The 23,482-nt window shown below is 63.9% G+C and carries 27 protein-coding genes; 15 read left to right on the forward strand and 12 right to left on the reverse strand.

Annotated elements, in window-relative coordinates:
• Positions 1–76 precede the first annotated feature (76 nt).
• The 6 genes from FJ417_RS07525 to FJ417_RS07550 form a co-directional block, all read right to left on the reverse strand.
• Positions 77–871, reverse strand: coding sequence for an SDR family oxidoreductase (locus tag FJ417_RS07525; protein WP_140783022.1), 795 nt, complete (start codon positions 869–871; stop codon positions 77–79).
• A 30-nt stretch (positions 872–901) separates the two neighbouring features.
• Entirely contained in the window at positions 902–1,894 is a 993-nt protein-coding gene (gene iolG, locus FJ417_RS07530; RefSeq protein WP_140783023.1) for an inositol 2-dehydrogenase, read from the reverse strand.
• An 83-nt stretch (positions 1,895–1,977) separates the two neighbouring features.
• A complete protein-coding gene (locus FJ417_RS07535) occupies positions 1,978–2,748 on the reverse strand; it encodes an ATP-binding cassette domain-containing protein (RefSeq protein ID WP_140641685.1) in 771 nt (256 codons plus the stop codon).
• Between the two features lie 2 nt (positions 2,749–2,750).
• Positions 2,751–3,827 (reverse strand): ABC transporter permease, encoded by a 1,077-nt coding sequence (locus tag FJ417_RS07540; RefSeq protein WP_140708451.1) that lies wholly within the window; start codon positions 3,825–3,827, stop codon positions 2,751–2,753.
• A gap of 136 nt (positions 3,828–3,963) precedes the next feature.
• Positions 3,964–4,905 (reverse strand): sugar ABC transporter substrate-binding protein, encoded by a 942-nt coding sequence (locus FJ417_RS07545; protein WP_140641688.1) that lies wholly within the window; start codon positions 4,903–4,905, stop codon positions 3,964–3,966.
• A 616-nt stretch (positions 4,906–5,521) separates the two neighbouring features.
• Complete coding sequence (locus FJ417_RS07550) at positions 5,522–6,553, reverse strand: LacI family DNA-binding transcriptional regulator (RefSeq protein WP_140783024.1); 1,032 nt, start codon at positions 6,551–6,553, stop codon at positions 5,522–5,524.
• Positions 6,554–6,725: 172 nt separating this feature from the next.
• On the opposite strand from FJ417_RS07550, the gene FJ417_RS07555 reads away from it, so the two are divergent.
• Genes FJ417_RS07555 through FJ417_RS07565 form a run of 3 tightly spaced genes read left to right on the forward strand, consistent with a single transcriptional unit; the run spans position 6,726 to position 9,419 of the window.
• A complete protein-coding gene (locus FJ417_RS07555; RefSeq protein WP_181183170.1) occupies positions 6,726–7,832 on the forward strand; it encodes a fatty acid desaturase family protein in 1,107 nt (368 codons plus the stop codon).
• A 38-nt stretch (positions 7,833–7,870) separates the two neighbouring features.
• Entirely contained in the window at positions 7,871–8,185 is a 315-nt protein-coding gene (locus tag FJ417_RS07560; protein WP_140658747.1) for a MocE family 2Fe-2S type ferredoxin, read from the forward strand.
• Positions 8,186–8,201: 16 nt separating this feature from the next.
• Positions 8,202–9,419, forward strand: a complete 1,218-nt coding sequence (locus tag FJ417_RS07565) for an FAD-dependent oxidoreductase (protein ID WP_181183171.1) — start codon at positions 8,202–8,204, stop codon at positions 9,417–9,419.
• Positions 9,420–9,425: 6 nt separating this feature from the next.
• Here FJ417_RS07565 and FJ417_RS07570 read toward each other — a convergent pair whose 3' ends face one another.
• The 5 genes from FJ417_RS07570 to hslV form a co-directional block, all read right to left on the reverse strand.
• A complete protein-coding gene (locus FJ417_RS07570; RefSeq protein WP_140783026.1) occupies positions 9,426–10,385 on the reverse strand; it encodes a DUF1402 family protein in 960 nt (319 codons plus the stop codon).
• A gap of 213 nt (positions 10,386–10,598) precedes the next feature.
• Positions 10,599–11,909, reverse strand: coding sequence for an ATP-dependent protease ATPase subunit HslU (hslU, locus tag FJ417_RS07575; protein WP_140658744.1), 1,311 nt, complete (start codon positions 11,907–11,909; stop codon positions 10,599–10,601).
• Positions 11,910–11,914: 5 nt separating this feature from the next.
• Positions 11,915–12,514 (reverse strand): DUF2585 domain-containing protein, encoded by a 600-nt coding sequence (locus tag FJ417_RS07580; RefSeq protein ID WP_140783027.1) that lies wholly within the window; start codon positions 12,512–12,514, stop codon positions 11,915–11,917.
• 4 nt (positions 12,515–12,518) lie between these two features.
• On the reverse strand, positions 12,519–13,043 hold the full coding sequence (locus FJ417_RS07585) for a GNAT family N-acetyltransferase (RefSeq protein WP_140783028.1): 525 nt from the start codon (positions 13,041–13,043) through the stop codon (positions 12,519–12,521).
• A 65-nt stretch (positions 13,044–13,108) separates the two neighbouring features.
• Positions 13,109–13,660 carry an ATP-dependent protease subunit HslV gene (gene hslV, locus FJ417_RS07590; protein WP_140658741.1) on the reverse strand — a complete coding sequence of 184 codons (552 nt, stop codon included), beginning with the start codon at positions 13,658–13,660 and terminating at the stop codon, positions 13,109–13,111.
• Between the two features lie 218 nt (positions 13,661–13,878).
• Between hslV and hisB the strand changes: the two genes are divergently transcribed.
• From hisB to FJ417_RS07650, 12 genes are all read left to right on the forward strand, one after another.
• Entirely contained in the window at positions 13,879–14,475 is a 597-nt protein-coding gene (gene hisB, locus FJ417_RS07595) for an imidazoleglycerol-phosphate dehydratase HisB (RefSeq protein ID WP_140783029.1), read from the forward strand.
• Positions 14,476–14,479: 4 nt separating this feature from the next.
• Positions 14,480–14,956 carry a DUF2628 domain-containing protein gene (locus FJ417_RS07600; protein WP_140783030.1) on the forward strand — a complete coding sequence of 159 codons (477 nt, stop codon included), beginning with the start codon at positions 14,480–14,482 and terminating at the stop codon, positions 14,954–14,956.
• A gap of 1 nt (position 14,957) precedes the next feature.
• Positions 14,958–15,608 (forward strand): imidazole glycerol phosphate synthase subunit HisH, encoded by a 651-nt coding sequence (gene hisH / locus FJ417_RS07605; RefSeq protein WP_140783031.1) that lies wholly within the window; start codon positions 14,958–14,960, stop codon positions 15,606–15,608.
• Positions 15,609–15,610: 2 nt separating this feature from the next.
• A complete protein-coding gene (locus tag FJ417_RS07610) occupies positions 15,611–15,901 on the forward strand; it encodes a DUF1330 domain-containing protein (RefSeq protein ID WP_140641712.1) in 291 nt (96 codons plus the stop codon).
• Between the two features lie 3 nt (positions 15,902–15,904).
• Complete coding sequence (gene hisA / locus FJ417_RS07615; RefSeq protein WP_140783032.1) at positions 15,905–16,651, forward strand: 1-(5-phosphoribosyl)-5-[(5-phosphoribosylamino)methylideneamino]imidazole-4-carboxamide isomerase; 747 nt, start codon at positions 15,905–15,907, stop codon at positions 16,649–16,651.
• Complete coding sequence (locus FJ417_RS07620) at positions 16,648–17,487, forward strand: arginase family protein (RefSeq protein ID WP_140783033.1); 840 nt, start codon at positions 16,648–16,650, stop codon at positions 17,485–17,487. Before hisA ends, FJ417_RS07620 begins: the two co-directional genes overlap by 4 nt.
• Positions 17,484–18,278, forward strand: coding sequence for an imidazole glycerol phosphate synthase subunit HisF (hisF, locus tag FJ417_RS07625; RefSeq protein ID WP_181183172.1), 795 nt, complete (start codon positions 17,484–17,486; stop codon positions 18,276–18,278). The genes FJ417_RS07620 and hisF overlap by 4 nt, the downstream gene beginning before the upstream one ends.
• Positions 18,279–18,287: 9 nt before the next feature.
• Positions 18,288–18,611 carry a phosphoribosyl-ATP diphosphatase gene (locus FJ417_RS07630; RefSeq protein ID WP_140658734.1) on the forward strand — a complete coding sequence of 108 codons (324 nt, stop codon included), beginning with the start codon at positions 18,288–18,290 and terminating at the stop codon, positions 18,609–18,611.
• Positions 18,612–18,648: 37 nt separating this feature from the next.
• Positions 18,649–19,608 (forward strand): type I pantothenate kinase, encoded by a 960-nt coding sequence (gene coaA / locus FJ417_RS07635; protein WP_140783035.1) that lies wholly within the window; start codon positions 18,649–18,651, stop codon positions 19,606–19,608.
• 74 nt (positions 19,609–19,682) lie between these two features.
• On the forward strand, positions 19,683–20,720 hold the full coding sequence (locus tag FJ417_RS07640; RefSeq protein ID WP_246687412.1) for a glycosyltransferase family 2 protein: 1,038 nt from the start codon (positions 19,683–19,685) through the stop codon (positions 20,718–20,720).
• A 2-nt stretch (positions 20,721–20,722) separates the two neighbouring features.
• Entirely contained in the window at positions 20,723–21,181 is a 459-nt protein-coding gene (locus tag FJ417_RS07645) for a GtrA family protein (protein WP_181183173.1), read from the forward strand.
• Positions 21,178–22,782, forward strand: a complete 1,605-nt coding sequence (locus FJ417_RS07650; protein WP_140783037.1) for a glycosyltransferase family 39 protein — start codon at positions 21,178–21,180, stop codon at positions 22,780–22,782. The genes FJ417_RS07645 and FJ417_RS07650 overlap by 4 nt, the downstream gene beginning before the upstream one ends.
• On the opposite strand, the gene FJ417_RS07655 is transcribed toward FJ417_RS07650, so the two are convergent.
• Positions 22,745–23,362, reverse strand: a complete 618-nt coding sequence (locus FJ417_RS07655; RefSeq protein ID WP_140783038.1) for an alpha-ketoglutarate-dependent dioxygenase AlkB — start codon at positions 23,360–23,362, stop codon at positions 22,745–22,747. The two genes, FJ417_RS07650 and FJ417_RS07655, sit on opposite strands and share 38 nt — an antisense overlap.
• Between the last annotated feature and the right edge of the window lie 120 nt (positions 23,363–23,482).

Raw genomic sequence — 23,482 nt, forward strand, 5'->3', positions numbered from 1 at the left:
GGGTCTGCGCGCGTCGCTTCGCTCCTTGCTCCGCCCGTGGATGACGAAGTGACGGTTTCCACCGGGCTCGCCGTCACTACTCCCCGATAACCCCGGCTATGTTCTGGTCGTAGTCGACCAGCGAGCCGGTCATGACGCCGGCCTGCGGGCTCAGCATATAGGTGATCAGCCTCGCAAGCTGCGCCGGCTTCACCAACTGGCCCATCGGCTGCGCTGCCTCGGCCTTTTCCAGCCAGTCGTCCGGGGCGTCGTGCCACTTCTTCTGCACGATCGCCTCGCCCTCGGTGTCCATCCAGCCGGGCAGCACGGCGTTGCAGCGGATGCGGTTCTTCCGGTAGGAGCTCGCGACATTCTTGGTCAGCGTCATCAGCGCGCCCTTGCTGGTCGAATAGGGCGTCAGGAACGACTGGCCGGCATGCGCCGACATCGACAGCACGTTGACGATCGAGCCGGGCGCCTTGCGTTCGAGCAGATGCCCGACGAGGCCCTGCATGAGGAAGAAGGGGCCGCGCACATTGGTGTCGAAGATCTGATCGAACAGCTCCTCGGTGGTCTCCACCAGCGAGCCGCGTGCGGACGTGGCGGCGGCGTTGACCAGCGCGTTCAGCGTTCCGAAATGCTTGATCGCCGTCTCGACGGCGCGCTTGCAGTCGGCGACCTTGGCGACGTCGGCGCTGATGAAGATGGCGTCGACGCCGTTCTTCTTCAGCGCGGCAACCGCCTTGTCGCCTTTCTCCTGCGAGCGGCCGATCAGCGCCAACGCGCGACATCCTTCGTCCGCCAAGGCTTCGGCAACCGCGAAGCCGATGCCCTGCGCACCGCCGGTGACGATGGCACGCGTTTCTGAATTGCGACCGGCCAAACCGCTCATCGCTCTACTCCTGTAATCGAGGTCAACTGTTCAATCGACGCGGACGGTCTTGCCCGTCTTCGCCGACTTCAGCGCCGCATCCGCCAGCTTCAGCGCGACGAGCCCGTCGGCTCCGCTCGGCGCTGCTTTCTTGCCCGACGTCGCCGCCGCGATGAAAGCTGCGATCTCATTGGCATAGGCGTCGAGATAGCGGGTCATGAAGAAGTCGTGCAGCGGCGGGCGGGTGTAGCCCTTGTCGTTGGCGAGCTCGATCGACACCGGCCGCTGGTTCTCGGCCGCGACCATGCCCTTGGAGCCATGCACCTCGATGCGCTGGTCGTAGCCATAGGTGGCACGGCGCGAGTTGGAGATGACGGCCTGCTTGCCGGAGGCGGTTTCGAGGATGACGCTGACGCTGTCGAAATCGCCTGCTTCGCCGATCTTCCTGTCGACCAGCACCGAGGCGTGGGCGCTCACCGCAACCGGCTCCTCGCCGAGCAGGAAGCGCGCCATGTCGAAATCATGGATGGTCATATCGCGAAAAATGCCACCCGAGCGGGCGATGTAATCGAGCGGCGGGGCGCCGGGATCGCGCGACGTGATGGTGGCCATCTCGACCGTGCCGATGGCGCCGTCATCGATCGCCTTGCGGACGGCGGCGAAATGCGGATCGAAGCGGCGGTTGAAGCCGACCATCAGCGTGGCGCCGGTCTTTTCGACCACCGCCAGGCATTTTTCGACGCGCTCGACGGAGAGGTCGATCGGCTTTTCGCAGAAGATCGCCTTGCCGGCCTTGGCGAAGCGCTCGATCAGATCGGCGTGGGTGTCGGTCGGCGTGCAGATGATGACGGCGTCGATATCCTTGGCCTTCTCGATCGCCTCGATCGTGCGGACTTCCGCGCCATAGGCGGAAGCGAGCTCCGTCGCCGCTTTCTCGAACGCATCGGCGACGGCGACCAGCTTGGCCTGCGGGTTGGAGGCGACGGCGCGGGCATGCACCTTGCCGATACGGCCGGCGCCGAGGAGAGCGAAGCGGAGTGTCATGGAATGTCCTTCGAGGGTGGGTTTTGTAGGCATATCTGCGCCTTCCGGCGCGGATGACTGGTTTGATCCCGTCGTGGCGCCCGTCAGGCGGCCTGCAGCTCCGCCTGTCCGGTCTTGGCGCCGGTGATGTAGGCGACGATGTCGTTGCCGTCGGTGTCTTGTTTGCGCAGATTGGCGACGATCTTGCCGCGACGGAAGACGACGATGCGGTCGACCAGGTCGAACACCTGGCGCATGTTGTGGCTGACCAGGATCAGCGGCTCGCCGTTTTCCTTCAGCGTGCGGATGATGTTTTCGACCTGCGCCGTCTCCTGCACGCCGAGCGCCGCCGTCGGCTCGTCCATGATGATCAGCTTGGAGGCGAAGGTCGCGGTCCTGGCGATCGCCACGCACTGGCGCTGGCCGCCCGACATGTGGCGAATGGTGCTGGAGAGGTTCGGGATCTTCACCGCCGTGCGGACAAGTGCTGCCTCCGTCGCCTTGCGCATCGCCTTGCGGTCGAGGATGGAGAAAGGCCCGAGATTGAACAGCACCTTCTCGCGGCCGAGGAACAGGTTGGACGGCACGTCGAGGTCGTCGGCCAGAGCGAGGTTCTGGAACACGGTCTCGATGCCCGCTTCGCGCGCCTCGATCGGGCCGGCGAAATTCACCTCCTTGCCGTCGAACCAGATCTTGCCGTCGGTGCGCTGCTCGACGCCGGTGATCTGGCGCACGAAGGTCGACTTGCCGGCGCCGTTGTCGCCCATGATGGCGACGTGCTCGCCCTTGCGCAGCTCGAAATTCGCCTCCTGGAGCGCGTGCACGCCGCCATAGTGCTTGGTGAGGTTTTCGGTCTTCAGAACGATGTCGGACATGGTCAAGCTCCTATCGCGCGGCGGCGCTGGCGCCATTGATCGAGAACGACCGCGCCGACGATGATCACGCCTTTGACCATCTCCTGATAGTAGGCGTCGAGGCGCAGGAAGGTGAAGCCGGAAATGATGACGCCGAAGATCAGCGATCCGATCACGGTGCCGATGATGGAGCCGCGGCCGCCCGACAGCGAAACGCCGCCGATGACCGCCATGGCGATGGCGTCGAGCTCGTACATGACGCCCATGCCGGCCTGGGCGGTGAGGTTCTTGGAGGAGAGAACCACCGCGGCGATCGCTGCCAGGATACCGGCGATGGCATAGACCAGCACCTTGTGGTTGGCGATCTTGATGCCGGACATGCGCGCGGCGTCTTCGTTCGAGCCGATGGCGTAGCAGTGCTTGCCGTATTTCGTGTAGGTCAGGATGAGCTGGAACAGGATTGCCAGCGAGATGAAGATGACGACAGGCATCAGGCCCTTGCCGATGGCCGCGAAGCTCTCGGTCGGGAACGAGATCGGCTGGCCCTTCGACCACCATTTGGCGATGCCGCGGGCGGTGACCATCATGCCGAGCGTGGCGATGAAGGGTGGAATGCGGGTGTAGGCGATCAGCAGGCCGTTGATCAGGCCGGCGATCAGGCCACAGCCGACCGCGACCAGCAGCGGCACGACGACCGGCAGGTCGGTCCAGCCATAGTCGATGAACATCGCCTTGGGATTGGGATTGCCGTTGACGGTCGCGACTTGCGCGAAGCTCATGGCGATCATGGCGGTGGCGCCGACGATCGAGCCCGAGGAGAGGTCGATGCCGCCGCAGATGATGACCTGGGTGACGCCGATGGCGATGATGCCGACGATCGACACCTGCAGGATGATGATTTCCAGACGCTGCTGGTTGAAGATCGCGTTGACGTTCTCGCGGGTGTTGAACAGGAAGCTGTCGCCAAGGAAGACTCGGCCGATCAGCTCGAAGGCGACGACCAGGATGACCAGCGCCAGAAACACGTTGAATTCGGCGGGCCATGGGCGCTTCTTGGCGTCATAGCTCAACCCGCCAATGCCATGCGATGTCTGGGACACGTCTTCTTCCTCCGAATGACCGCGCCTGTTCTCCCGCCCGGCGGGGCGGGAGAACAAAGGGAGCGGCGCCGCTTTAACAGCAGCCGATTTCAGCCGGTCCGATGCGTCGGCGCGCCGCTCATCGAGAAGTGCGGCCTCAGTTCTTCTTCAGGAACTTGTCGATGTTCGCCGGGGTGACAAGCTGGAAGGGCACATAGACCTTGTGCTCGACCTTCTCGCCCTTGGCGAGCTTCAGCGCCGCGTCGAGCGCGCCGGCGCCCTGGCCGGCGGCGTCCTGGAACACCGTCACATCAAGATCGCCGGCCTGCATCGCGGCCAGCGCGTCCTGGGTGGCGTCGACGCCGCCGACGACCACCGATTTCATGTCGACATTGGCGGCCTTCATTGCCTGGATGGCGCCGATGGCACTCTCGTCGTTGTTGGCGATGACGCCGTCGAACGGCTTGCCGGACGACAGCCAGTTGGTCATCAGGTTCTGCGCCTGGTCACGATCCCAGTTCGAGGTCTGCTTGTCGATGATCTTGATGAAGCTGCAGTCCGGGGTGGCGATCACTTCCTCGATGTCCTTGGTGCGCTGCACCGCGGCCTGGTTGGAAAGCTCGCCCATGATCACATAGACATTGGCTTCCTTCTTGCCGGCTTCCTTGAACAGGCGGCAGGCTTCCTTGGTCTCGAGCGTGCCGGATTCGGACTCGTTCGAAGCGACGAAGGCCTGGTTGTCGGGCAGCGAGTCGACATTGACCGGCTGGCGATTGACATAGACCAACGGGATCTTGGCCGCGGCGGCCGCATCCGACATCGCCTGGGTGGCCGAGGTGTCGACCGGATTGACGATGATGGCGTCGACGCCCGATGCGGCAAAATTCTTGATCTGGTCTAGCTGCTTGGCCACGTCGTTCTGCGCGTCCTCGACCTGCAGCTCGACGCCGTCCATGCCCTTGGCCTGCGCGATCATGCCGTTGCGCAGCACGGTCAGGAAGTTGTCGTCGAACTTGGCCATCGAAACGCCGATCTTGGCGGCGAAGGCGGATGAACACATCAGCGCCGAAAGCGCGACGCCCAAAAGCAGTTTCTTCATTTTATCTCTCCTCCACTTGGTGTCCGGCTGCACCCATTGGAACCGGAATCCCCGGTTTGCCCGGGGAATCTCTCCCTGCGGCCACACGGCGCTGCCAATCCGGTGGAACGCCTCTTCCTCCGTTCGAAACAGACGCTTCGGAACGAAAGAACCAAAAAGCCTAGTTAGTGAAATATTTATTCCATTTCGTTTGGAAACGTCAAGGGTGATTCCGACTGGGGCAGTCGGTTTTTCGATCGCGGTCGTCGCGGCGAAGACCCACGATCATCGCCGCATGGGCCAGAATCGCGGCAAACCGCCGTGAAAGAATCCATCAGCCTGATGGATTCTTTCACATCGATCCCATTGCTCCGGGAGTCAGTTCCCCGACACAGGGATTTTGAAAGGTTGCCGTTTGTCTTGGTGCAGGATTTTCCGTTCATTTCCGTGAATCAGCGCAAACGCCGGGGATTGGTTGAAGCCGCCCCAACCTCGTCATTCTATGGCGGAGCAAGGAGCGAAGCGACGCGCGCAGACCCTAGAATGACGATCGCGATGGGCGTTTCGGCCAATCTCCAACGCATGCCGCCTGCCAACGCAAACAGAGCCGACCGGTCAAGATCCCTCTGCTGGGGAACTAGATATTTTCCGGCAGGTAGATGTCGAAGGGCAGGAAGGTCTGTCCCGGCGCATTGGCCGCGCCGCTTTCGATGGCATGGGCCATCAGCACGACGAGTTCCCGGCAGAGTGCCGCGAGCGGTGTCGAGATGACCATGGTGAGGATGTTGTCGGCGAGCGCGGCGCGCGAGACGGCGTTGATCTCGTTGCAGATGACGATCGGCGTCTCGGCCGGGCGCGCCGCCCTCAGCGCCGAGACCGCGCCCTCCATGCCACCGCCGGCGACATAGCAACCGGCAAGATCGGGATGGCGCGCCAGAAGATCGAGCATGGCGCCATGCGTGACGTCATTGGCCTCGAGGTTGACCAGCGTCTCCATCACGGTGAAGTCCGGCGCATGCTCGCGGAAATAGGAGCGGAAGCCGATCTCGCGCAGTTCATGGCCGTGGAAGCGATGGCTGCCGACGAAGAGCGCGACCTTGCCTGGCTTCCTGGCGGCCTTGGCGATCATCCAGGCGGCGCTGCGCCCGACCTTGCGGTTGTCGAGACCGACATAGCCCTCGCGGATACCGGCGGCAAAATCGGACAGCAGCGAGAAGACCGGCTGCCCCCTCGCCTTCAGCGCCTCCACGACCGCCGTCAGCGTCGGATGATCCGGGCCGACGACGGCAATGGCTCTCGACTTCGCCGCCAGCCCACGCATCTGGGCGGCAATCTCGTCGGGCGCCAGCGAGGCGGCGAAATCGACTGTCGCAACACCACGAAAGCGTTGCGATTGTGCGACCGCCAGTTCGAGTTCCCTGGCGAAATCGCCATAGAAGACGTCATTGCCCCTCAGCAGCAGGAAGCCGAGCCGGTATTCCGGCAATTCCTGGCGCATGCGCTGCTTGATCAGCCCCGCCGCGTGATAGCCGATCTCGGTGGCGGCCTCGTAGACCCGGCGGGCCGTCTCCTCGCGCACAGGCAAGCGGCTGTTCAGCACCCTGTCGACGGTAGCGACGCTGACGCCCGAGACGCGCGCGAGATCGGTAATGGTCGGCCGCTTTGCCATGAATGCTCCATCGCTTATCCGGCTGAGGATATCTCATTCTGATAGGAAATGATAGAAACTATCTTTCTGATGTTGAGCCTATCATATGCTGGCGGTATGTTGAAGTGGAGCTGGCCATGGACGAGCCCGGACCTGCCGGAGCCGTTCACCAGGCGCTGTTGGAGGAACCTCAATGACGGCCATGACATCTTCGGCGGCGCCGCCACGCGACTACAGCCTGACCGGCCGCGATGCAAAACGCGCTGTCGAGAACGGGTTGGCGGCGGCCGAGTGGTACCACACCGAAATCCCACGCAAGCGGATGAAAGAGCTGATGCAGCGCTCGGACCAGCCGGCGATCCGCGACACGCTCATCTGGCTCGGCGCCATGCTTCTCAGCGGCGCGGGCGGCATCTGGTTCTGGGGCAGCTGGTGGTGCGTGCCGTTCCTGTTCGTCTACGGCACGCTCTACGGTTCCTCGACCGATTCCCGCTGGCACGAATGCGGCCACGGCACGGCCTTTCGCACGCAGTGGATGAACGACGCCGTCTACCAGCTCGCCTGCTTCATGATCATGCGCAACCCGGTGACCTGGCGCTGGAGCCACACGCGCCACCACACCGACACCATCATCGTCGGCCGCGACCCGGAGATCGCCGTCATGCGGCCGCCGGACCTGCTGCGCGTGGTGCTCAACTTCTTCGGCATTCTCGACGCCTGGCACGCGGTGGTCGACATGGTGCGCAACGCCGCCGGCGTCATCAGCGCCGCTGAAAAAACCTTCATTCCAGAGCAGGAGCAGCCGAAGGCGATCCGGGTGGCCCGCCTATGGCTCGCCATCTACGTCGCGACCATCGCCTTGGCCCTCTACCTGCATTCCTGGCTGCCGCTGATGCTGATCGGCCTGCCCCGGCTCTATGGCGCCTGGCATCACGTCATGACCGGCCTGCTGCAGCATGGCGGCCTCGCCGACAACGTCATCGACCACCGCCTGAACAGCCGCACGGTGCTGATGAACCCGATCAGCCGCTTCATCTACTGGAACATGAACTACCATGTGGAGCACCACATGTTCCCGATGGTGCCCTATCACGCGCTGCCGAAGCTGCATGAGATGATCAAGCACGACCTGCCGGCGCCGACGCCTTCGATCCTGGCCGGTTATCGCGAGATGGTCCCGGCCTTCCTGCGCCAGTTGCGCAACGAGGATTATTTCCTCAAGCGCGCGCTGCCGCCGACGGCGAAGCCCTATCGCGAGGAACTGCATAACGATATTCCGATGGCTGCCGCCGCGGAGTGAGGCCCAAGGAAATTCAAGGATATTCGCTGGAGGACGAGATGAGCGACTGGGTCGAGGCCTGCGCGGCCGGAGACATCGATGAAGAGGACGTGATGCGGTTCGACCATGCCGGCCGCACCTTTGCCATCTACCGCAGCCCGGACGACGAATATTTCGCGACCGACGGCCTGTGCACGCATGAAAAGGTGCATCTGGCCGACGGGCTGGTGATGGACGACATCATCGAATGCCCCAAGCACAACGGCCGCTTCAACTACAAGACCGGCGACGCGCGCGGCGCGCCGGTCTGCGTCAACCTCAAGACCTATCCGGTCAAGGTCGACGCCGGAAAAGTCCTGATCCGGATCGGGTGAGATCATGCAAGCGGGGATGGTGATCATCGGAGCAGGCGAATGTGGCGGGCGCGCCGCGCTTGCGCTCCGCGATCTCGGTTTCGAAGGGCCGGTCGCGCTGGTCGGCGACGAGCCGCATCTGCCCTATGAGCGGCCGCCGCTGTCGAAGGAAGCGATGACCGGCGAGGCGCCGGTCATCAAGGCGATCGCCAGCGACGCGCTTTTCGCCGAACGCTCGATCCGCCACATCCATTCCGTCCGCGCCGTCGCGATCGATCGCGGCGCGCACGTCGTGCGGCTGTCGGACGGCTCTTCCCTGCCATATGAAAAGCTTTTGCTGGCGACCGGATCGGTGCCGCGCAAGCTGCCGATGACGGGGCTTGGCGGCCGCTGCGTCTATCTCAGGACCTTCAACGACGCTTTAGCCATTCGCGCCCATCTCAGCGCCGGCAACCGCGTCGCCATCATCGGCGGCGGCTTCATCGGCCTCGAGCTCGCGGCCTCGGCGCGCAAGCTTGGCGCCACCGTCACGGTCATCGAGGCGCAGCCGCGCATCCTGATGCGCGGCGTGCCGGCCGAGATCGCCGAAATCATCCACAAGGCGCATGAGACCGAGGGTGTTGCGATCCGCACCGGCCAGGGAATCGCAGCGATTGACGATGACGGCGCGGAGGTCGGCATCACGCTGGCCGACGGACAGAAGGTCATCGCCGATCTCACGGTGATCGGCATCGGCGCCGTGCCGGTGACGGCGCTTGCCGCCGAAAGTGGGCTAACAATCGACAACGGCATCGCTGTCGATGAGCATTTGCGCACAGCCGATCCGGATATCTTCGCCGCCGGCGATTGCTGCTCGTTCCCGCTCGCCGTCTATGGCGGCCGGCGGGTGCGGCTGGAGGCCTGGCGCAACGCCCAGGAACAGGGCGCACTGGCTGCGAAGAACATGCTGGGCGCCGATGCGGCGCATGCCGCCGTGCCGTGGTTCTGGTCGGATCAGTACGGGCTTACCCTGCAAATCGCCGGGCTGTCGGACGAAGGCAAGAGCATCGTGCGGCGCGACCTCGATGACGGCGCCTTCATCCTGTTCCATTTGGCGCAGGACGGCAGGCTGGTTGCCGCCAGCGGCATCGGCCCCGGCAATTCGGTGGCGCGCGACATCCGCCTGGCGGAGATGCTGATCGCCAAGAGAGCGAGCCCGGCGCCGGAAGCGCTCGGCTCGCAGGCGGTCAAGCTGAAGTCGCTGCTGGCGGCGTGAGGTTTTTTAGAAAAGCGCCTTCAGCTCGTCCAGCTTGTCGTTGACCAGCCAGCCGTAATAATTCTCCTCCGGCAGCTTTTCCGGCTCGCCGGCGGCGCTGCGCTTCTCGTTCTCGGCCTTCAGTGCATAGGCGCGCTGCTCGGGATTGCCGACATTGTAGAGCGTGGCGGTGAGGCCCGGGTTCTTCGAGATGTCGAAGCCGGCGATGCCGCGATAGGCGTCGATCGACTTTTTGATGGTCGCGGCGACGTAAGGCAGCGTCAGGTCCGGGTCCATGATGGTCTTGTAGACCGCGTTGGGGTCGTTGACGTCGAGCCTGGGCAGGCCGGAGACCTTGTGCACCAGGTCGCTCATCTGCAGCGCCGTCAGCGGGTTCAACTGGCCGAGCCCGAACGTCTGGCCGGCATAATAAGGCTGGAAGAAGGTGGCGCCGAAGCGGTCGTCGGGGAAATCCTCGCCGCCGACGGTCTTGCCGCGGAAGGAGCGGTTCCAGACCTGCTCGCGGCATTCCCAAAGGTCGTAGCTGTCGTCCATGCCGGCGCATTTCTTGAATTCCGGCCGCTGGATGAAATCGCTGACGTCCTCACCGTGATAGGCGAAGGAAAGCTTGCTCGACAGGTATGAGATCGCCTTGACGTAGTAGGTCTGCAGGCGGTCGTAGGCGTCGACATTGTAGGTGTGCTCGCCGACGATGGCGCCGACAATATGCATGGGATCTATGCCGTAGGCCGCCGCCACCTTCCTGATCTTGCCGCGCAGCTCGGCGTCGTTCTGCAACAGCGCGTAGACCTTGCGGTACTTGGCCTGGAAGGTGGTGTTGGTGGCTTGGGTGCGGCGGCTGGAGGCGCCCGGAATATCCGGCTGCACGCTGTAGCGGTTGCCCGGCGGCACCATTGTCGCGGCATCGGCGGTTGCCACCGCCGTCGCCAAGGCCATGCCGAGAAAAAGCAGGATAAGTTTCTTCATACGCCGCCGCTTTCGAATGCGCGGCAAACTAGGTAAAGCGCGTGGCAGAGTCGAGAGAAGGCTTCGAGCCCCCCACCAGAATGGTGGCCAGATGCTTCCATTTGGCCACACTCCGCATTGGAAGGGCGTTTCAGGCCGGCCTGAACCCGGCTCTAAATCGGGCATTGGCGAGGGCGTTTCGGGGCGAGCTTGAGCCCCGAAACCAAGACAGGCTTAAAGAATAAACCTCGACAGGTCGGTGTTTCTGGACAAGTCGCCGACATGCTTCTCGACATAGGCGGCGTCGATGGTGACGGCCGTGCCGTTGCGGTCCGGGGCGTCGTAGGAGATCTCGTCCAGCACGCGCTCCATCACCGTCTGCAGGCGCCGGGCGCCGATGTTCTCGACGCTGGCGTTGAGGTCGACGGCAATGCCGGCCAGCGAATCGATGGCGTCGTCGGTGAAGGTCAGCTCGACGCCCTCGGTCTTCATCAGCGCGATATACTGCTTGATGAGGCTCGCCTCCGTCTCGGTGAGGATGCGGATGAAATCCGCCTTCTCCAGCGCGCGCAGCTCGACACGGATCGGCAGGCGGCCCTGCAGCTCGGGCAGCAGGTCGGACGGCTTGGAGACGTGGAAGGCGCCCGAAGCGATGAACAATATATGGTCGGTCTTGATCGGCCCATACTTGGTCGCGACCGTGGTGCCTTCGACCAGCGGCAGCAGGTCGCGCTGCACGCCTTCGCGCGACGGGCCGCCCGAAATGTCGCTCCTGGCCGCGATCTTGTCGATCTCGTCGAGGAAGACGATGCCGTCGTTTTCGGCCGATTCCAGCGCTCTGCGCACCACCTCGTCCTGATCGAGCAGCTTGTCGGACTCGTCATTGACCAGCAGCGCGTAGGAATCGCGCACCGTGGTCTTGCGGGTCTTGGTCTTGCGGCCGCCCATCGCCTTCGACAGCATGTCGTTGATGTTGAGCACGCCGACATTGGCGCCGGGCATGCCGGGAATCTCGAAGCCGGGCATGCCGCCGGTGCCGGTGTCGGCCACCTCGATCTCGATCTCCTTGTCGTCAAGCTCGCCGTCGCGCAGCTTCTTGCGGAACGAATCGCGGGTCGCCGGGCTCGCCGTCTTGCCGACCAGGGCTTCCAGCACGCGTTCCTCGGCATTGACCTGGGCGCGCGCATTGACATCGCCGCGCATCTTTTCGCGCGCCAGGCCGATGGCAACCTCGACGAGGTCGCGCACGATCTGTTCGACATCGCGGCCGACATAGCCGACCTCGGTGAACTTGGTCGCCTCGACCTTGACGAAGGGCGCGCCGGCAAGCCGCGCCAGGCGGCGCGAGATCTCGGTCTTGCCGACGCCGGTCGGGCCGATCATCAGGATGTTCTTCGGCATCACCTCTTCGCGCATCTGGCCTTCCAGCTGCTGGCGGCGCCAGCGGTTGCGCAAGGCGATCGCCACGGCGCGCTTGGCGTCCTTCTGGCCGATGATGAAGCGGTCAAGTTCCGAAACGATTTCACGGGGAGAAAAGGTGCTCATAAGACTCAAATTCCACTTTGCCACTGCTTGATGGACTCGAACGGATGCAGCAGCATGATCACGTTGAGCGTCAGATTGTCCCGGATGATGTAGCCCGTGCCGAGCTCGAAGATGAGCGCCAGGGCCACGATCACCCATATAGGTAGCTTTCGCGCCATCACAAATCCCAGCGCCATGAACAGCGTGTCGGACACCGAGTTGATGATGGAGTCGCCGTAATAGTTGAGCGAGATCGTGCCGGCGCGGTAGCGGTCGATGATGAAGGGGCTGTTCTCCAGGATCTCCCAGCCGCCCTCGATCAGGACCGCGAAAGCCAGCCTCAGCCCGACCGGCGAGCGTGGAAACAGGAACGTCGCCAGCGCATAGAACAGGAAGCCGTGGATGATATGCGAGAAGGTGTACCAGTCGGCGATGTGCTGGGAATTCTCGGAGCTGTTGACCACGCCGTGCCAGAGCTTGACGTAGCCGCAGGTGCAGATCGGCGGATGGCCCATGCCGTACAAGGCGCCCGCCTGGAAGATGACCAGGGCAAGCACGAGCAGCAGGCCCATTCGCCAGCTGTCCTCATAGGCCGATAGCGTCTTATCCTGTTCGGATGCGGTCATTCAGTCAGTCCCCCAAAATTTCGTCGTCTTCGGCCGCCTCGACAGCCATCAGCACGACGTCCCCATATTGCGAATGCCTGCGGCCGATCGGCCTGAAGCCCGCCTTCTCATAGGCGCGGATGGCGCGGCCATTGTCGGGATGCGGATCGATGATGACGCGCGGCGCGCCCTCCTCGAAAAGCTCCTCGACGAACTGGCGCACGATGGCCGAGCCATGGCCGATGCCGACCAGCTCCGGCGGACCGATCGACAGATCGATGCCAAGCGTGCCGAAGGGCTGATCGGCATAGGGATGATCGTCCTCCATATGCGGGTCATAGCTCTGCAGATAGGCGATCGGCCTGCTGCCGAGCTCGACGATCAGCGGTTCCACCGAGACCGAATCGATATGCTCGCGGATCTCGGCGATTTCCTTGGTCGGATCGTCCCACCATGCGGCAACATGCGGCTCGCGCAGCCAACTGGCGATCATCGGCAGGTCTTTTTCCGTGACCGGCCGAAAATCATATGTGTCTGCTGGTTCGATCATGATCTTGTCCGAAAACCGGCGGCCACTTTTCGCTTTCGCGGTCCTTCGGTTCGGGATCATGGTCGTCAGGCGGCATCGAGCGTTTCGACAACAAAATTGCTGTTGGTGTAGACGCAGATGTCGGCTGCGATCTGCATCGCCTTGCGGGCGATCTCCTCGGCATCCTTGTCGGTGTCGATCAGCGCGCGGGCAGCCGCCAGCGCGTAATTGCCGCCGGAACCGATGGCCATGACTCCATGCTCGGGCTCCAGCACGTCGCCATTGCCGGTCAGCGCCAGCGAGACCGACTTGTCGGCGACCAGCATCATGGCTTCCAGGCGGCGCAGATAGCGGTCGGTGCGCCAGTCCTTGGCGAGCTCGACGCAGGCGCGCGTCAGCTGGTCGGGATATTGCTCGAGCTTGGCCTCGAGCCGCTCGAGCAAGGTGAAGGCATCGGCGGTGGCGCCGGCGAAGCCGGCAATGACGCTGCCGCCCTTGCCGATGCGGCGCACCTTGCGGGCGTTGCCCTTCATGATCGTCTGGCCGAGGCTGACTTGGCCGTCGCCGGCGATCACGACCTTATTGCCCTTGCGCACGCTGATGATGGTCGTGGCGTGCATGGTGAGTTCGTTCGACATTTGAGCTCCGATGCGCGCTATCCCTTGAAAAGGCGATTGGCGCGGTACGAGTGAGTTTGATCGGCCATATGTATGCACAAGGCCAACGATTGCAAACCGCCCCTCGCCCGAGCGCCGATAGCGGCCGGAATGGCAACTGGCAATCGCCGGATCATGCTGATAGAAGGCTTTCGTTTTCAAGCCCTGGCGCCTCCGAACAGGGCAACAAGGACAGAGCGATGACGCGTTCGGCCGAAGTCAGCCGCAAGACCAAGGAAACCGAGATTTCGGTCTCCGTCCATGTCGACGGCAAGGGAAAATCCGACATTTCGACCGGTGTCGGCTTCTTCGACCATATGCTCGACCAGTTGTCGCGGCATTCGCTGATCGACATAACGATCAAGGCCAAGGGCGACCTGCATATCGACGACCACCACACCGTCGAGGACACCGGCATCGCGATCGGCCAGGCGTTGAGCAAGGCGCTGGGCGAGCGGCGCGGCATCATGCGCTACGCCTCGATCGACCTCGCCATGGACGAGACGCTGACCAGGGCGGCGATCGACGTCTCCGGCCGGCCTTTCCTGGTCTGGAACGTCGCCTTCTCGTCGCCGAAGATCGGCACGTTCGACACCGAACTGGTGCGCGAGTTCTTCCAGGCGCTGGCGCAGAATGCCGGCATCACGCTGCACGTGACCAACCATTACGGCGCCAACAACCATCACATCGCCGAAACCTGCTTCAAGGCGGTGGCGCGGGCGCTGCGCGCGGCGCTGGAGCGCGATCCGCGCCAGCCTGACACGGTGCCTTCCACCAAGGGATCCCTGAAAGGATAGCCCTATGGCGATCTATGTGGTGATGCAGCCGCCGGCTGGCGGCAACAAAGCCGAGGACGCGATCTTCGTGCGCGACAGTTTCACCTGGCTGGGCTTCCTGGCCGCGCCGCTCTGGCTCGCCTGGCACCGGCTGTGGATCGAGGCGGCCCTGACCTTCATCGTCATGGCGCTCCTGTCGGTGCTCGGCGAGAGGCTCGGGCTCGAAGCGGCCGGATCGCTGCTGTCGCTGCTGGTCTCGCTCTATGTCGGGTTCGAAGGCTGGGGCCTGCGCATCGCGGCACTTCGCCGGCGCGGCTGGCGGGAATGGGGCGTGGTCGAGGCCGGCAATCTCGGCGATGCCGAGACGCGCCATGCGCTGGAAACCGCCGACGATGTCGAGGAGGAGGCGCCAATGCCGCGCATCGTGCCGGATGCGTCGCTGGCCCGTCCGCCACAGACAGGCATGGCGCTGGGACTGACCCATACGCCCGGAAGGCCCTGACATGCGGGTAGCCATCATCGACTACGGCTCGGGCAATCTGCGCTCGGCCACCAAGGCCTTCGAGCGCGCCGCGCACGAGGCTGGCCTTGCCGCGGCCATTGAGCTGACGGCCGACGCAGAGCGGGTGCGTTCCGCCGACCGCATCGTACTGCCGGGTGTCGGCGCCTATGCCGACTGCGCCGCCGGCCTGCACGCGGTGGCGGGCATGTGGGAGGCGGTGGAGGAAGCGGCAATCGCCAAGGGGCGGCCTTTCCTCGGCATCTGCGTCGGCATGCAACTGATGTCGGAACGCGGCCTCGAAAAGACTGTCACCAAGGGCCTCGGCTGGATCGCCGGCGACGTCAAGGAGATCACGCCGTCCGATCCGGCGCTGAAAATCCCGCAGATCGGCTGGAACACGATCGAGCTTACCCGCCCGCATCCGCTGTTTTCCGGCATCGAGACCGGCGCGAAGGGATTGCACGCCTATTTCGTCCATTCCTATTATCTGGACGCGACGAACGCGGACGAGGTGCTCGCGGTGGCCGACTATGGCGGCGCGGTGACGGCCGCGGTTGCGCGCGACAATATCGCCGGCACGCAGTTCCATCCCGAGAAGAGTCAGGCGCTCGGCCTGGCCTTGATCACCAATTTCTTGAAGTGGAGGCCCTGAAAATGAGCAAGAAGGGCTATTGGATGGCGATGATCGATGTCCGCGATCCGGACGTCTACAAGCAGTATATCGAAGCCAATGCCGTCGCCTTCGCGAAATACGGCGCGAAGTTCCCGGTCCGGGCCGGCCGCTACGAGAGCCCGGAAGGAGCGACCGGCAACCGTCACGTGCTGGTCGAGTTCGACACCTACGACAAGGCGATCGAATGCTATCACTCGCCTGAATATCAGCATGCCTCGAAGTTCCGGCTCGCCGCCTCGACCGGCCATTTCGTCATCGTCGAGGGCGCCTGACCCATGATCCTGTTTCCGGCGATCGACCTCAAGGACGGCAAGTGCGTGCGCCTGAAGCACGGCGACATGGCCACCGCCACCATCTACAACGACGATCCCGCCGCGCAGGCGAAGGCCTTCGAGGACCAAGGCTTCGAGTGGCTGCATGTCGTCGACCTCAACGGCGCCTTCAAGGGCCAGAGCGTCAATTCGGCGGCGGTCGGCGCCATCCTGAAAGCGACGAAGAATCCGGTGCAGCTCGGCGGCGGCATCCGCACCTTGCCGCAGATCGAGGATTGGCTGGACCGCGGCCTGACGCGCGTTATCCTCGGCACCGTGGCGGTGCGCGAACCCGAACTGGTCAAGCAAGCCTGCAAGGCTTTTCCCGGAAAAATAGCGGTCGGCATCGACGCCAAGGGCGGCAAGGTCGCCGTCGAGGGCTGGGCCGAGGCCTCTGAGCTCGGCGTCATCGAGCTGGCGAAGAAGTTCGAGGGCGCAGGTGTGGCCGCCATCATCTACACCGATATCGATCGGGACGGTGTGCTGACCGGCATCAACTGGGATTCGACCATCGACCTCGCCGAGGCGGTGTCCATTCCGGTGATCGCATCCGGCGGCCTCGCCTCGATCGCCGACATCGTGCGCATGACCATGCCGGACGCGCACAAACTCGAAGGCGCGATCTCCGGCCGCGCCCTATATGACGGACGTATCGACCCGGCCGAGGCGCTGGCGATCCTGCGCGGCGAGCGGGCGGAGGCAAGAGCGTGAACATTTCCATCATCCTGGCATCCTATGACAGCGGCCATTTCCACGGCGGCTGCGGCCAGGGCCCGGACGCGCTGATCTCGGGCGGGCTGGCCGAGGCGCTGAAGCTCGCCGGCCACGACGTCGAGGTGCATGACATCGGCAAGGTGGTCGAGGACGAAGAAGAGCGCGAGATCAGTACCGGATTCGCCGTCTGCAATGCCGTTTCGGGCCAGGTCCGCATCGCGATGGACAAGAAGCGGTTTCCGATCGTGCTGGCGGGCAACTGCCTGACCGCCGCGGGCGCCGTGGCCGGTGCCGGCGCCGATGCCATTATCTGGGCCGACCAGCATGGCGACCTCAACACGCCTGAGACCTCCACCACCGGCTTCCTCGACGGCATGGCGCTGGCTGTCGCACTCGGCCTGTGCTGGCGGCCGATGGCCAACCAGATCCCCGGCTTCAAGCCGGTCGATCCGTCGCGTTGTGTTTTGGTCAATGCGCGCGACCTCGACGAGGCCGAAAAGGAGCTGCTGAAAGCGCTGCCCGTTATCCGGACCGAGTGCCCGGACTGGAAGGCTGCTGCGCAAAGGCTGAAGGCCGACGGCGCAAACCAGGTGCACATGCATGTCGACCTCGACGTGCACGATCCCGAGAAGCTGCAGGCCAACCGCTACACCACGCCCGGCGGTCCGGCGCCCGAACAGGTGCGCACCGCGATGTGCGGTCTCGCCGGTCCGCTCGCCATCGCCGGGCTGACCATTTCCGCCTATGATCCGGCCTTCGACCCCAAGGGCGACGTGCCGCCGCTGGTCGGCGAGCTGGTGGTCGACCTGCTCTCGACCCTGGAAGGCAAGTGATGCTCAAGGCCCGCGTCATCCCCTGCCTCGACGTCAAGAACGGCCGCGTGGTCAAGGGCGTCAATTTCGTCGACTTGATCGATGCCGGCGACCCGGTCGAGGCCGCCAAGGCTTATGATGCCGCAGGCGCCGACGAACTCTGTTTCCTCGACATCACCGCATCGTCCGACAATCGCGAGACGATCTTCGACGTGGTCGCCAGGACGGCCGAGCAGTGCTTCATGCCGCTCACCGTCGGCGGCGGCGTGCGCCAGGTGGCCGACATCCGCAAGCTGCTTCTGGCCGGCGCCGACAAGGTATCGATCAACACCGCGGCGGTGAAGAACCCGGATTTCGTCGCGGAAGCCGCCGACAAGTTCGGCAACCAGTGCATCGTCGTGGCGATCGACGCCAAGAAGGTGTCGGCGGCCGGCGAAGCCGATCGCTGGGAGATTTTCACTCATGGCGGACGCGAGAAGACCGGCGTCGACGCGGTCGAATTCGCCAAGACGATGGTCGATCGCGGCGCCGGTGAGATCCTTTTGACCTCGATGGACCGCGACGGCACCAAGGCCGGCTACGACATTGCGCTCACCCGCGCGATTGCAGACGCGGTGCGCGCGCCGGTGATCGCTTCCGGCGGCGTCGGAACCCTCGATCACCTGGTCGAAGGCATCCGCGACGGCCATGCCGGTGCGGTGCTTGCCGCCTCGATCTTCCACTTCGGCACCTTCACGATCGCCGAGGCCAAGGCGCACATGGCCAGAGCCGGCCTGCCGATGCGGCTGGACTCGTCGGCACATCGGACTTAAACCACTGCTATGGCTCAATTTTCGCTCGCCGAGCTGGAAACGATCATCCATCAGCGCGCCCATTCCGGCGACGCTGACTCATGGACGGCGAAGCTGTTCGCCAAGGGCATGGACAAGGCGGCGCAGAAGCTCGGCGAGGAAGCGGTCGAGACCGTGATCGCCGCCATCCGCGGCGACAGGCAGGCCCTCGTTTCGGAAAGTGCCGATCTTATATATCATTGGCTGGTCGTCCTTGGCATAGCGGGCATTCCGCTTGACGACGTGCTGAAGGAGCTCGAGAGCCGAACCGGACGCTCGGGCATCGCCGAAAAGGCGTCCCGTCCCCGCGGTTGATGGCCCGGGGCTGACGGCGAGGAGGGTAGGAAACCCGATGGACCAGCTTGCTCCGACCGAGAAGTATTCCCCCTATCGATTCTTCTCCGCCGAGCAATGGTCGCAGTTCCGCGCCGACACGCCGCTGACGCTGACCGGAGAAGAGATCGACCGGCTGCGCTCGCTCAACGACCCGGTCGACCTCGAAGAGGTCAAGCGCATCTACCTTTCGTTGTCGCGGCTGCTTTCGGCGCATGTCGAGGCGAGCCAGCTTTTGTTCAGGCAGCGCCAGGCCTTCTTCAAGGCGCAGGATGTCGTCAAGACTCCCTTCATCATCGGCATCGCCGGCTCGGTCGCGGTCGGCAAGTCGACCACGGCGCGCGTGCTGAAGCAGCTTCTGGCGCGCTGGCCGTCGAGCCCGAAGGTGGACCTCATCACCACCGACGGCTTCCTGTTGCCCAACGAGATCCTGCGCCGCGAGAACCTCATGGAGCGCAAGGGATTCCCCGAGAGCTACGACGTCGGCGCGCTGCTCAGGTTCCTGTCCGGCATCAAGTCGGCGCAAAACAGCGTCATCGCGCCGGTCTATTCGCACCTGACCTACGACGTGATCCCCGGCGAGTTCGTCACCATCGACCGTCCGGACATACTGATCTTCGAAGGCATCAACGTCCTGCAGCCGGGCAAGCTGCCGAAGGACGGCAAGATCGTGCCATTCCTGTCCGACTTCTTCGACTTCGCCATCTATATCGATGCCGACGAGAAGCTGATCCATCAATGGTACATCCAGCGCTTCATGCGGCTGCGTGAAACCGCCTTCCGCAATCCGGACTCCTTCTTCCACCGCTATTCGCAGCTCTCCGAGGACGCCGCGCGGGCCATCGCCGAAGGGCTCTGGGCCAACATCAACCTGAGGAACCTGCGCGAGAACATCCTGCCGACCAGGGCGCGGGCCGATCTCATCCTGCGCAAGGGCGCCAACCACCTGATCGAGGAAGTGGCGTTAAGGAAATTGTGACCCCCTTAACGGCGCCTTAGGCAATCCCGACTAGCTTTGCGAGCCAAACTCCAGCGGGTGTCGGGAGGCAACCGGTGATCAATGCGGGCAATGCCGCCGGCCGCAAGGCCCCGGTCTATTCACTGGTCATTCCGATCTTCAACGAGGAGGCGGTGCTGCCGCTGCTCGTGCGACGGATCACGGCCTTGCTCGACAAGCTCGACGCCAGCGCCGAGGCGATCTTCGTCGACGATGGCAGCCGGGATACAAGCGTCATCTTCCTGCGCGGCATGACGGCCTCGGACCCACGCTTCCGGCTGATCGAACTGTCGCGCAATTTCGGCCACCAGATCGCGATCACCGCCGGCATGGACGCCGCAGCCGGCGACGCCGTGATCGTCATGGATGCGGACTTGCAGGATCCGCCCGAAGTGGTGCTCGACCTCGTCGCCAAATGGAAGGAAGGCTATGAGATCGTCTATGCCCGCCGCACCAAACGCGAGGGGGAAACGCTCTTCAAGCGTGCGAGCGCCAGCCTCTTCTACCGCGCTCTCGAGCAGATGACCTCCGTGACCATCCCCCGCGACGTCGGCGATTTCCGGCTCGTGGGACGAAAGGCCCTGGAAACCTTCAAGCAGATGCCCGAGCGCGACCGCTTCGTGCGCGGCATGTTCGGCTGGATGGGTTTCAAGCAAACGGCGGTGTCGTTCGAACGGCCCGAGCGAGCGGCCGGCGAAACCAAATATCCGTTCTGGAAAATGGTGCGGCTGGCGGTCCATGGCGTCATCAGCTTTTCCGACAAGCCTTTGCGGCTGGCGCTGTGGTCGGGCCTCGCCATTTCCGGCTTTGCGGCCGTGCTCGGCCTTTACGCCCTGGCTTCCTGGCTCTTCACCAACGACGTCGTCCATGGTTGGACATCGACAGTGGTGATCATCTCCTTCCTGTCCGGCATCAATCTCTTCATGACCGGCATCATCGGCCTCTATGTCGGCGGTATCCATGCCGAGGTGAAGCGGAGACCGCTCTATGTGGTCGACCGCCTGACCGGTTTTGAGCAAGCGATCGCCGCGATGAGAAACGCCGAAGCGCCGAAGGACCGTGTGCCGGCGACGCGCGAACGGCGGCTCGGCTGACCTTGCGACAAGCAGTCCAATCCAAAAGCCAGTTCACCGCGACCGAGCATCGCTCCTGGTCATGGGCGAAGGGCCGATCCGAGCCTGCGCGCATCCTGCGATTTGCCGCGATCGGCGGCCTGTCGACGCTGATCTATGCTGTGGGGACGCTTGCGCTTTCGGACCGTTTCGGCCTGCCGGCAGCGATCAGCTCGGTCGTCGCCTATGGCGCCGGGGCGGTGTTTTCCTATTGCGGGCATCGCTTCGTGACGTTCATGTCCGACGGCGCGGTCGGCTTCGAGATCGCTCGCTTTGCCTGCGCCACCGCGGTCGGCTTCCTGCTCACGGTCGGGCTGACCGTAGTGCTCGCCGACGTCGTCGGGCTGCCGGCATTGGTGCCGGTGGCAATGGCCTGCACGCTGGTTCCGGTCCTGAACTTCATTATCCTGCGCCAATTCGTCTTCACGGCGGTGGTCCGATGAACATGGAAACCCGCGCTTCGCTTGCCGAGAGGTCGGCCATGACCCCGATCCTGGACCGCTCGCCGGCCGGCGTGTCCAGCGCCGGCGTGGTGACACGGACCTTGGTCCTCTGCCTGCTCGTCTTGGCGGCGGCGGTGCCCTGGCAAATGCGATGGGGTGTCATACCCGACACCAGCTGGGCAATCACCATGGCCGAAAGGGTGCTTTCCGGCTCCCGGCTCTATGTCGATCTGTTCGAGGTCAATCCGCCGTTCACGCCCTGGTTGTTCATGCCGGCCGTGGCCCTGGCGCAGGCTCTCGGCCTGTCGCCGGAAGTGGTGATCCATGTCTACGCCTATGCGGTCTGCCTGATTGGTCTCGGCTTTGCCGCGCTGATCGCCAGACAGGCTGGCTTTGCGGAGAACAGCGCGCTGTTGTCCATGCTGCCGCTGTTCCTGGCGCTGCTGGTCATCTTTCCCGGCAATGCCTTCAGCGAGCGGGAGCACCTGGGCGTTGCGTTGTTCCTGCCTTTGCTGGTGCTGATGGCCTGGCGCGCGGCGCCGGCGAACGAGACACGACCAAGCCTGCTGGTGGCGGTGCTTGCCGGGCTTGGCGGCAGCGTCCTGTTGTTGGTGAAGCCCTACTACGCGCTGGTGGTGTTCGTCCCGGCGCTGTACGTGGCCTGGCGGCGCCGGTCGATTTTGCCATTGCTGGCAGTCGAATATTGGGTGATCGGCCTGATCTGCGTCGCCTATGCCGTGGCCGTGATGCTTTGCTATCCGGAATTCCTCAGCGTCATCTATCCGATACTGGCCGACACCTACATGCGGATGGGGAACATGCAGGCGCTGCTGATCGACTATGCCCCGGTCTATCTTATCGCGCTCCTGATGCTGCATTTCCTTCGGCCGGGCTTAACCCCGTCGCCATTGGTCAGCGTGTTCACGCTCGCTTCGCTGGCGGCAACGGCGCCGTTGATCTACCAGGCCAAGGGTTGGCCCTATCACGCATTCCCGGCGTTTAGCCTGCTGCTGGCGGCGCTGCTGATGAGAACCGCGCAAATCGATCAGGCGCCACGTTCGTCGGCGGGCAGGACGATGGAACCGGGGCAAAAGCTGTTGTTGGCCGCCATCGTCGTCGCTGCGGCCATTCCGTTCATGAAAACACAAAAGCCGGGCGGTGAATTCGTCGCCAAGGTCAAGGCCGTGGTTCATCAACCGACCGTCGCGCTGGTCGGCTCAGACATCGCGGCGGGCCATCCGCTTACCCGCATGCTCGGCGGAACATGGATCTCACGCTATTGCAGCGACTGGCTGAGTGATACGGCGCTTTACCTTTCGGCGATCGCGACCCGGGACGGCAACAAAGAGGCGGCCTCTCACTATCGTGAGATGGCCGACCGCTACATCGACGGCAAGCTTGCCGAGCTCGAGACGAAACGACCGACGATACTCATCATTCAGAAAAACAACCAAGCCTTGGCCGAAGAGCTGTCGCGCCACCAGGACTATGTCCGTCTGATGCAAGACTACCGGCCAATCGCCGAGGACGAGACCGTGCGGGTGCTGCTTCGCGATACTCGCGTCAACCCGGCACCGTCACCCGCCGCAGCGTCAGGTTGATGCGGCCGCCATTCTTCAAAAGGGCCGACGTCGCGGGATAGATGCGGTCGACGCCGTGGAAGGCGAGGCGTCCCTCGCCGCCCAGCACGACGACGTCGCCGCTCTTCAGCCTGAACGACTTCGTGCCGTCTTCGCGCCTATCCTGACCGACCCGGAACAGGCAGTCGTCGCCCAGCGAGACCGACACCACGGGCGCGGCGAAATCCTGCTCGTCGCGATCCTGATGCAGGCCCATTCTTGCGTCCGCCGAATAGAAGTTGACCAGGCATGCTTCGGGCGGATGCGAATAGGCCGAGACCTCGCGCCACAGTTGCAGCAAGGCTTCCGGGATCGGCGGCCAGGGCTCGCCCGTCACCGGATGCGTGGGCTGGTAGCGATAGCCGCGCTCCTTGTCGGTGACCCAGCCAAGCGCGCCGCAATTGGTCATGCGCACGCTCATCTCCTTGCCGGTGCGCGGCATGGCCGGCACGTAGAGGGGTGCTGCCTGCACGACGCGCCTGATCTCCTCGACCAGCGCTTCCTGGGCCGGCCGGGCGATATAGCCCGGCATATGGCGGACGCCTTTGGGAAGAACGAGCATGGGTCGATCCGGTTATCCGCCCTGGAGCGTGATGCCGAAAAGCGTGAAGCGGCCTTCGGACGACATCATGCTCTATCTCTTTGATTTAGAGCCGGATGATTTCAGGTCGAACAGACCTGA

Source organism: Mesorhizobium sp. B3-1-7 (assembly GCF_006439385.1).
In the GTDB taxonomy this organism is placed as follows: domain Bacteria; phylum Pseudomonadota; class Alphaproteobacteria; order Rhizobiales; family Rhizobiaceae; genus Mesorhizobium.

What these genes read in the sequence shown, in the direction of transcription:
- FJ417_RS07655 (WP_140783038.1), bottom strand. Translation starts at nt 23,362, where the DNA reads ATGCTCGTTCTTCCCAAAGGCGTCCGCCATATGCCGGGCTATATCGCC.
- FJ417_RS07535 (WP_140641685.1), bottom strand. Translation starts at nt 2,748, where the DNA reads ATGTCCGACATCGTTCTGAAGACCGAAAACCTCACCAAGCACTATGGC.
- FJ417_RS07555 (WP_181183170.1), top strand. Translation starts at nt 6,726, where the DNA reads ATGACGGCCATGACATCTTCGGCGGCGCCGCCACGCGACTACAGCCTG.
- FJ417_RS07610 (WP_140641712.1), top strand. Translation starts at nt 15,611, where the DNA reads ATGAGCAAGAAGGGCTATTGGATGGCGATGATCGATGTCCGCGATCCG.
- FJ417_RS07545 (WP_140641688.1), bottom strand. Translation starts at nt 4,905, where the DNA reads ATGAAGAAACTGCTTTTGGGCGTCGCGCTTTCGGCGCTGATGTGTTCA.
- FJ417_RS07570 (WP_140783026.1), bottom strand. Translation starts at nt 10,385, where the DNA reads ATGAAGAAACTTATCCTGCTTTTTCTCGGCATGGCCTTGGCGACGGCG.
- hisH (WP_140783031.1), top strand. Translation starts at nt 14,958, where the DNA reads ATGCGGGTAGCCATCATCGACTACGGCTCGGGCAATCTGCGCTCGGCC.
- FJ417_RS07600 (WP_140783030.1), top strand. Translation starts at nt 14,480, where the DNA reads ATGGCGATCTATGTGGTGATGCAGCCGCCGGCTGGCGGCAACAAAGCC.
- FJ417_RS07630 (WP_140658734.1), top strand. Translation starts at nt 18,288, where the DNA reads ATGGCTCAATTTTCGCTCGCCGAGCTGGAAACGATCATCCATCAGCGC.
- iolG (WP_140783023.1), bottom strand. Translation starts at nt 1,894, where the DNA reads ATGACACTCCGCTTCGCTCTCCTCGGCGCCGGCCGTATCGGCAAGGTG.
- FJ417_RS07550 (WP_140783024.1), bottom strand. Translation starts at nt 6,553, where the DNA reads ATGGCAAAGCGGCCGACCATTACCGATCTCGCGCGCGTCTCGGGCGTC.
- FJ417_RS07565 (WP_181183171.1), top strand. Translation starts at nt 8,202, where the DNA reads ATGGTGATCATCGGAGCAGGCGAATGTGGCGGGCGCGCCGCGCTTGCG.
- hslV (WP_140658741.1), bottom strand. Translation starts at nt 13,660, where the DNA reads ATGTCGAACGAACTCACCATGCACGCCACGACCATCATCAGCGTGCGC.
- FJ417_RS07585 (WP_140783028.1), bottom strand. Translation starts at nt 13,043, where the DNA reads ATGATCGAACCAGCAGACACATATGATTTTCGGCCGGTCACGGAAAAA.
- hslU (WP_140658744.1), bottom strand. Translation starts at nt 11,909, where the DNA reads ATGAGCACCTTTTCTCCCCGTGAAATCGTTTCGGAACTTGACCGCTTC.
- hisA (WP_140783032.1), top strand. Translation starts at nt 15,905, where the DNA reads ATGATCCTGTTTCCGGCGATCGACCTCAAGGACGGCAAGTGCGTGCGC.
- FJ417_RS07560 (WP_140658747.1), top strand. Translation starts at nt 7,871, where the DNA reads ATGAGCGACTGGGTCGAGGCCTGCGCGGCCGGAGACATCGATGAAGAG.
- FJ417_RS07650 (WP_140783037.1), top strand. Translation starts at nt 21,178, where the DNA reads ATGAACATGGAAACCCGCGCTTCGCTTGCCGAGAGGTCGGCCATGACC.
- coaA (WP_140783035.1), top strand. Translation starts at nt 18,649, where the DNA reads ATGGACCAGCTTGCTCCGACCGAGAAGTATTCCCCCTATCGATTCTTC.
- FJ417_RS07525 (WP_140783022.1), bottom strand. Translation starts at nt 871, where the DNA reads ATGAGCGGTTTGGCCGGTCGCAATTCAGAAACGCGTGCCATCGTCACC.
- hisB (WP_140783029.1), top strand. Translation starts at nt 13,879, where the DNA reads ATGACGCGTTCGGCCGAAGTCAGCCGCAAGACCAAGGAAACCGAGATT.
- FJ417_RS07580 (WP_140783027.1), bottom strand. Translation starts at nt 12,514, where the DNA reads ATGACCGCATCCGAACAGGATAAGACGCTATCGGCCTATGAGGACAGC.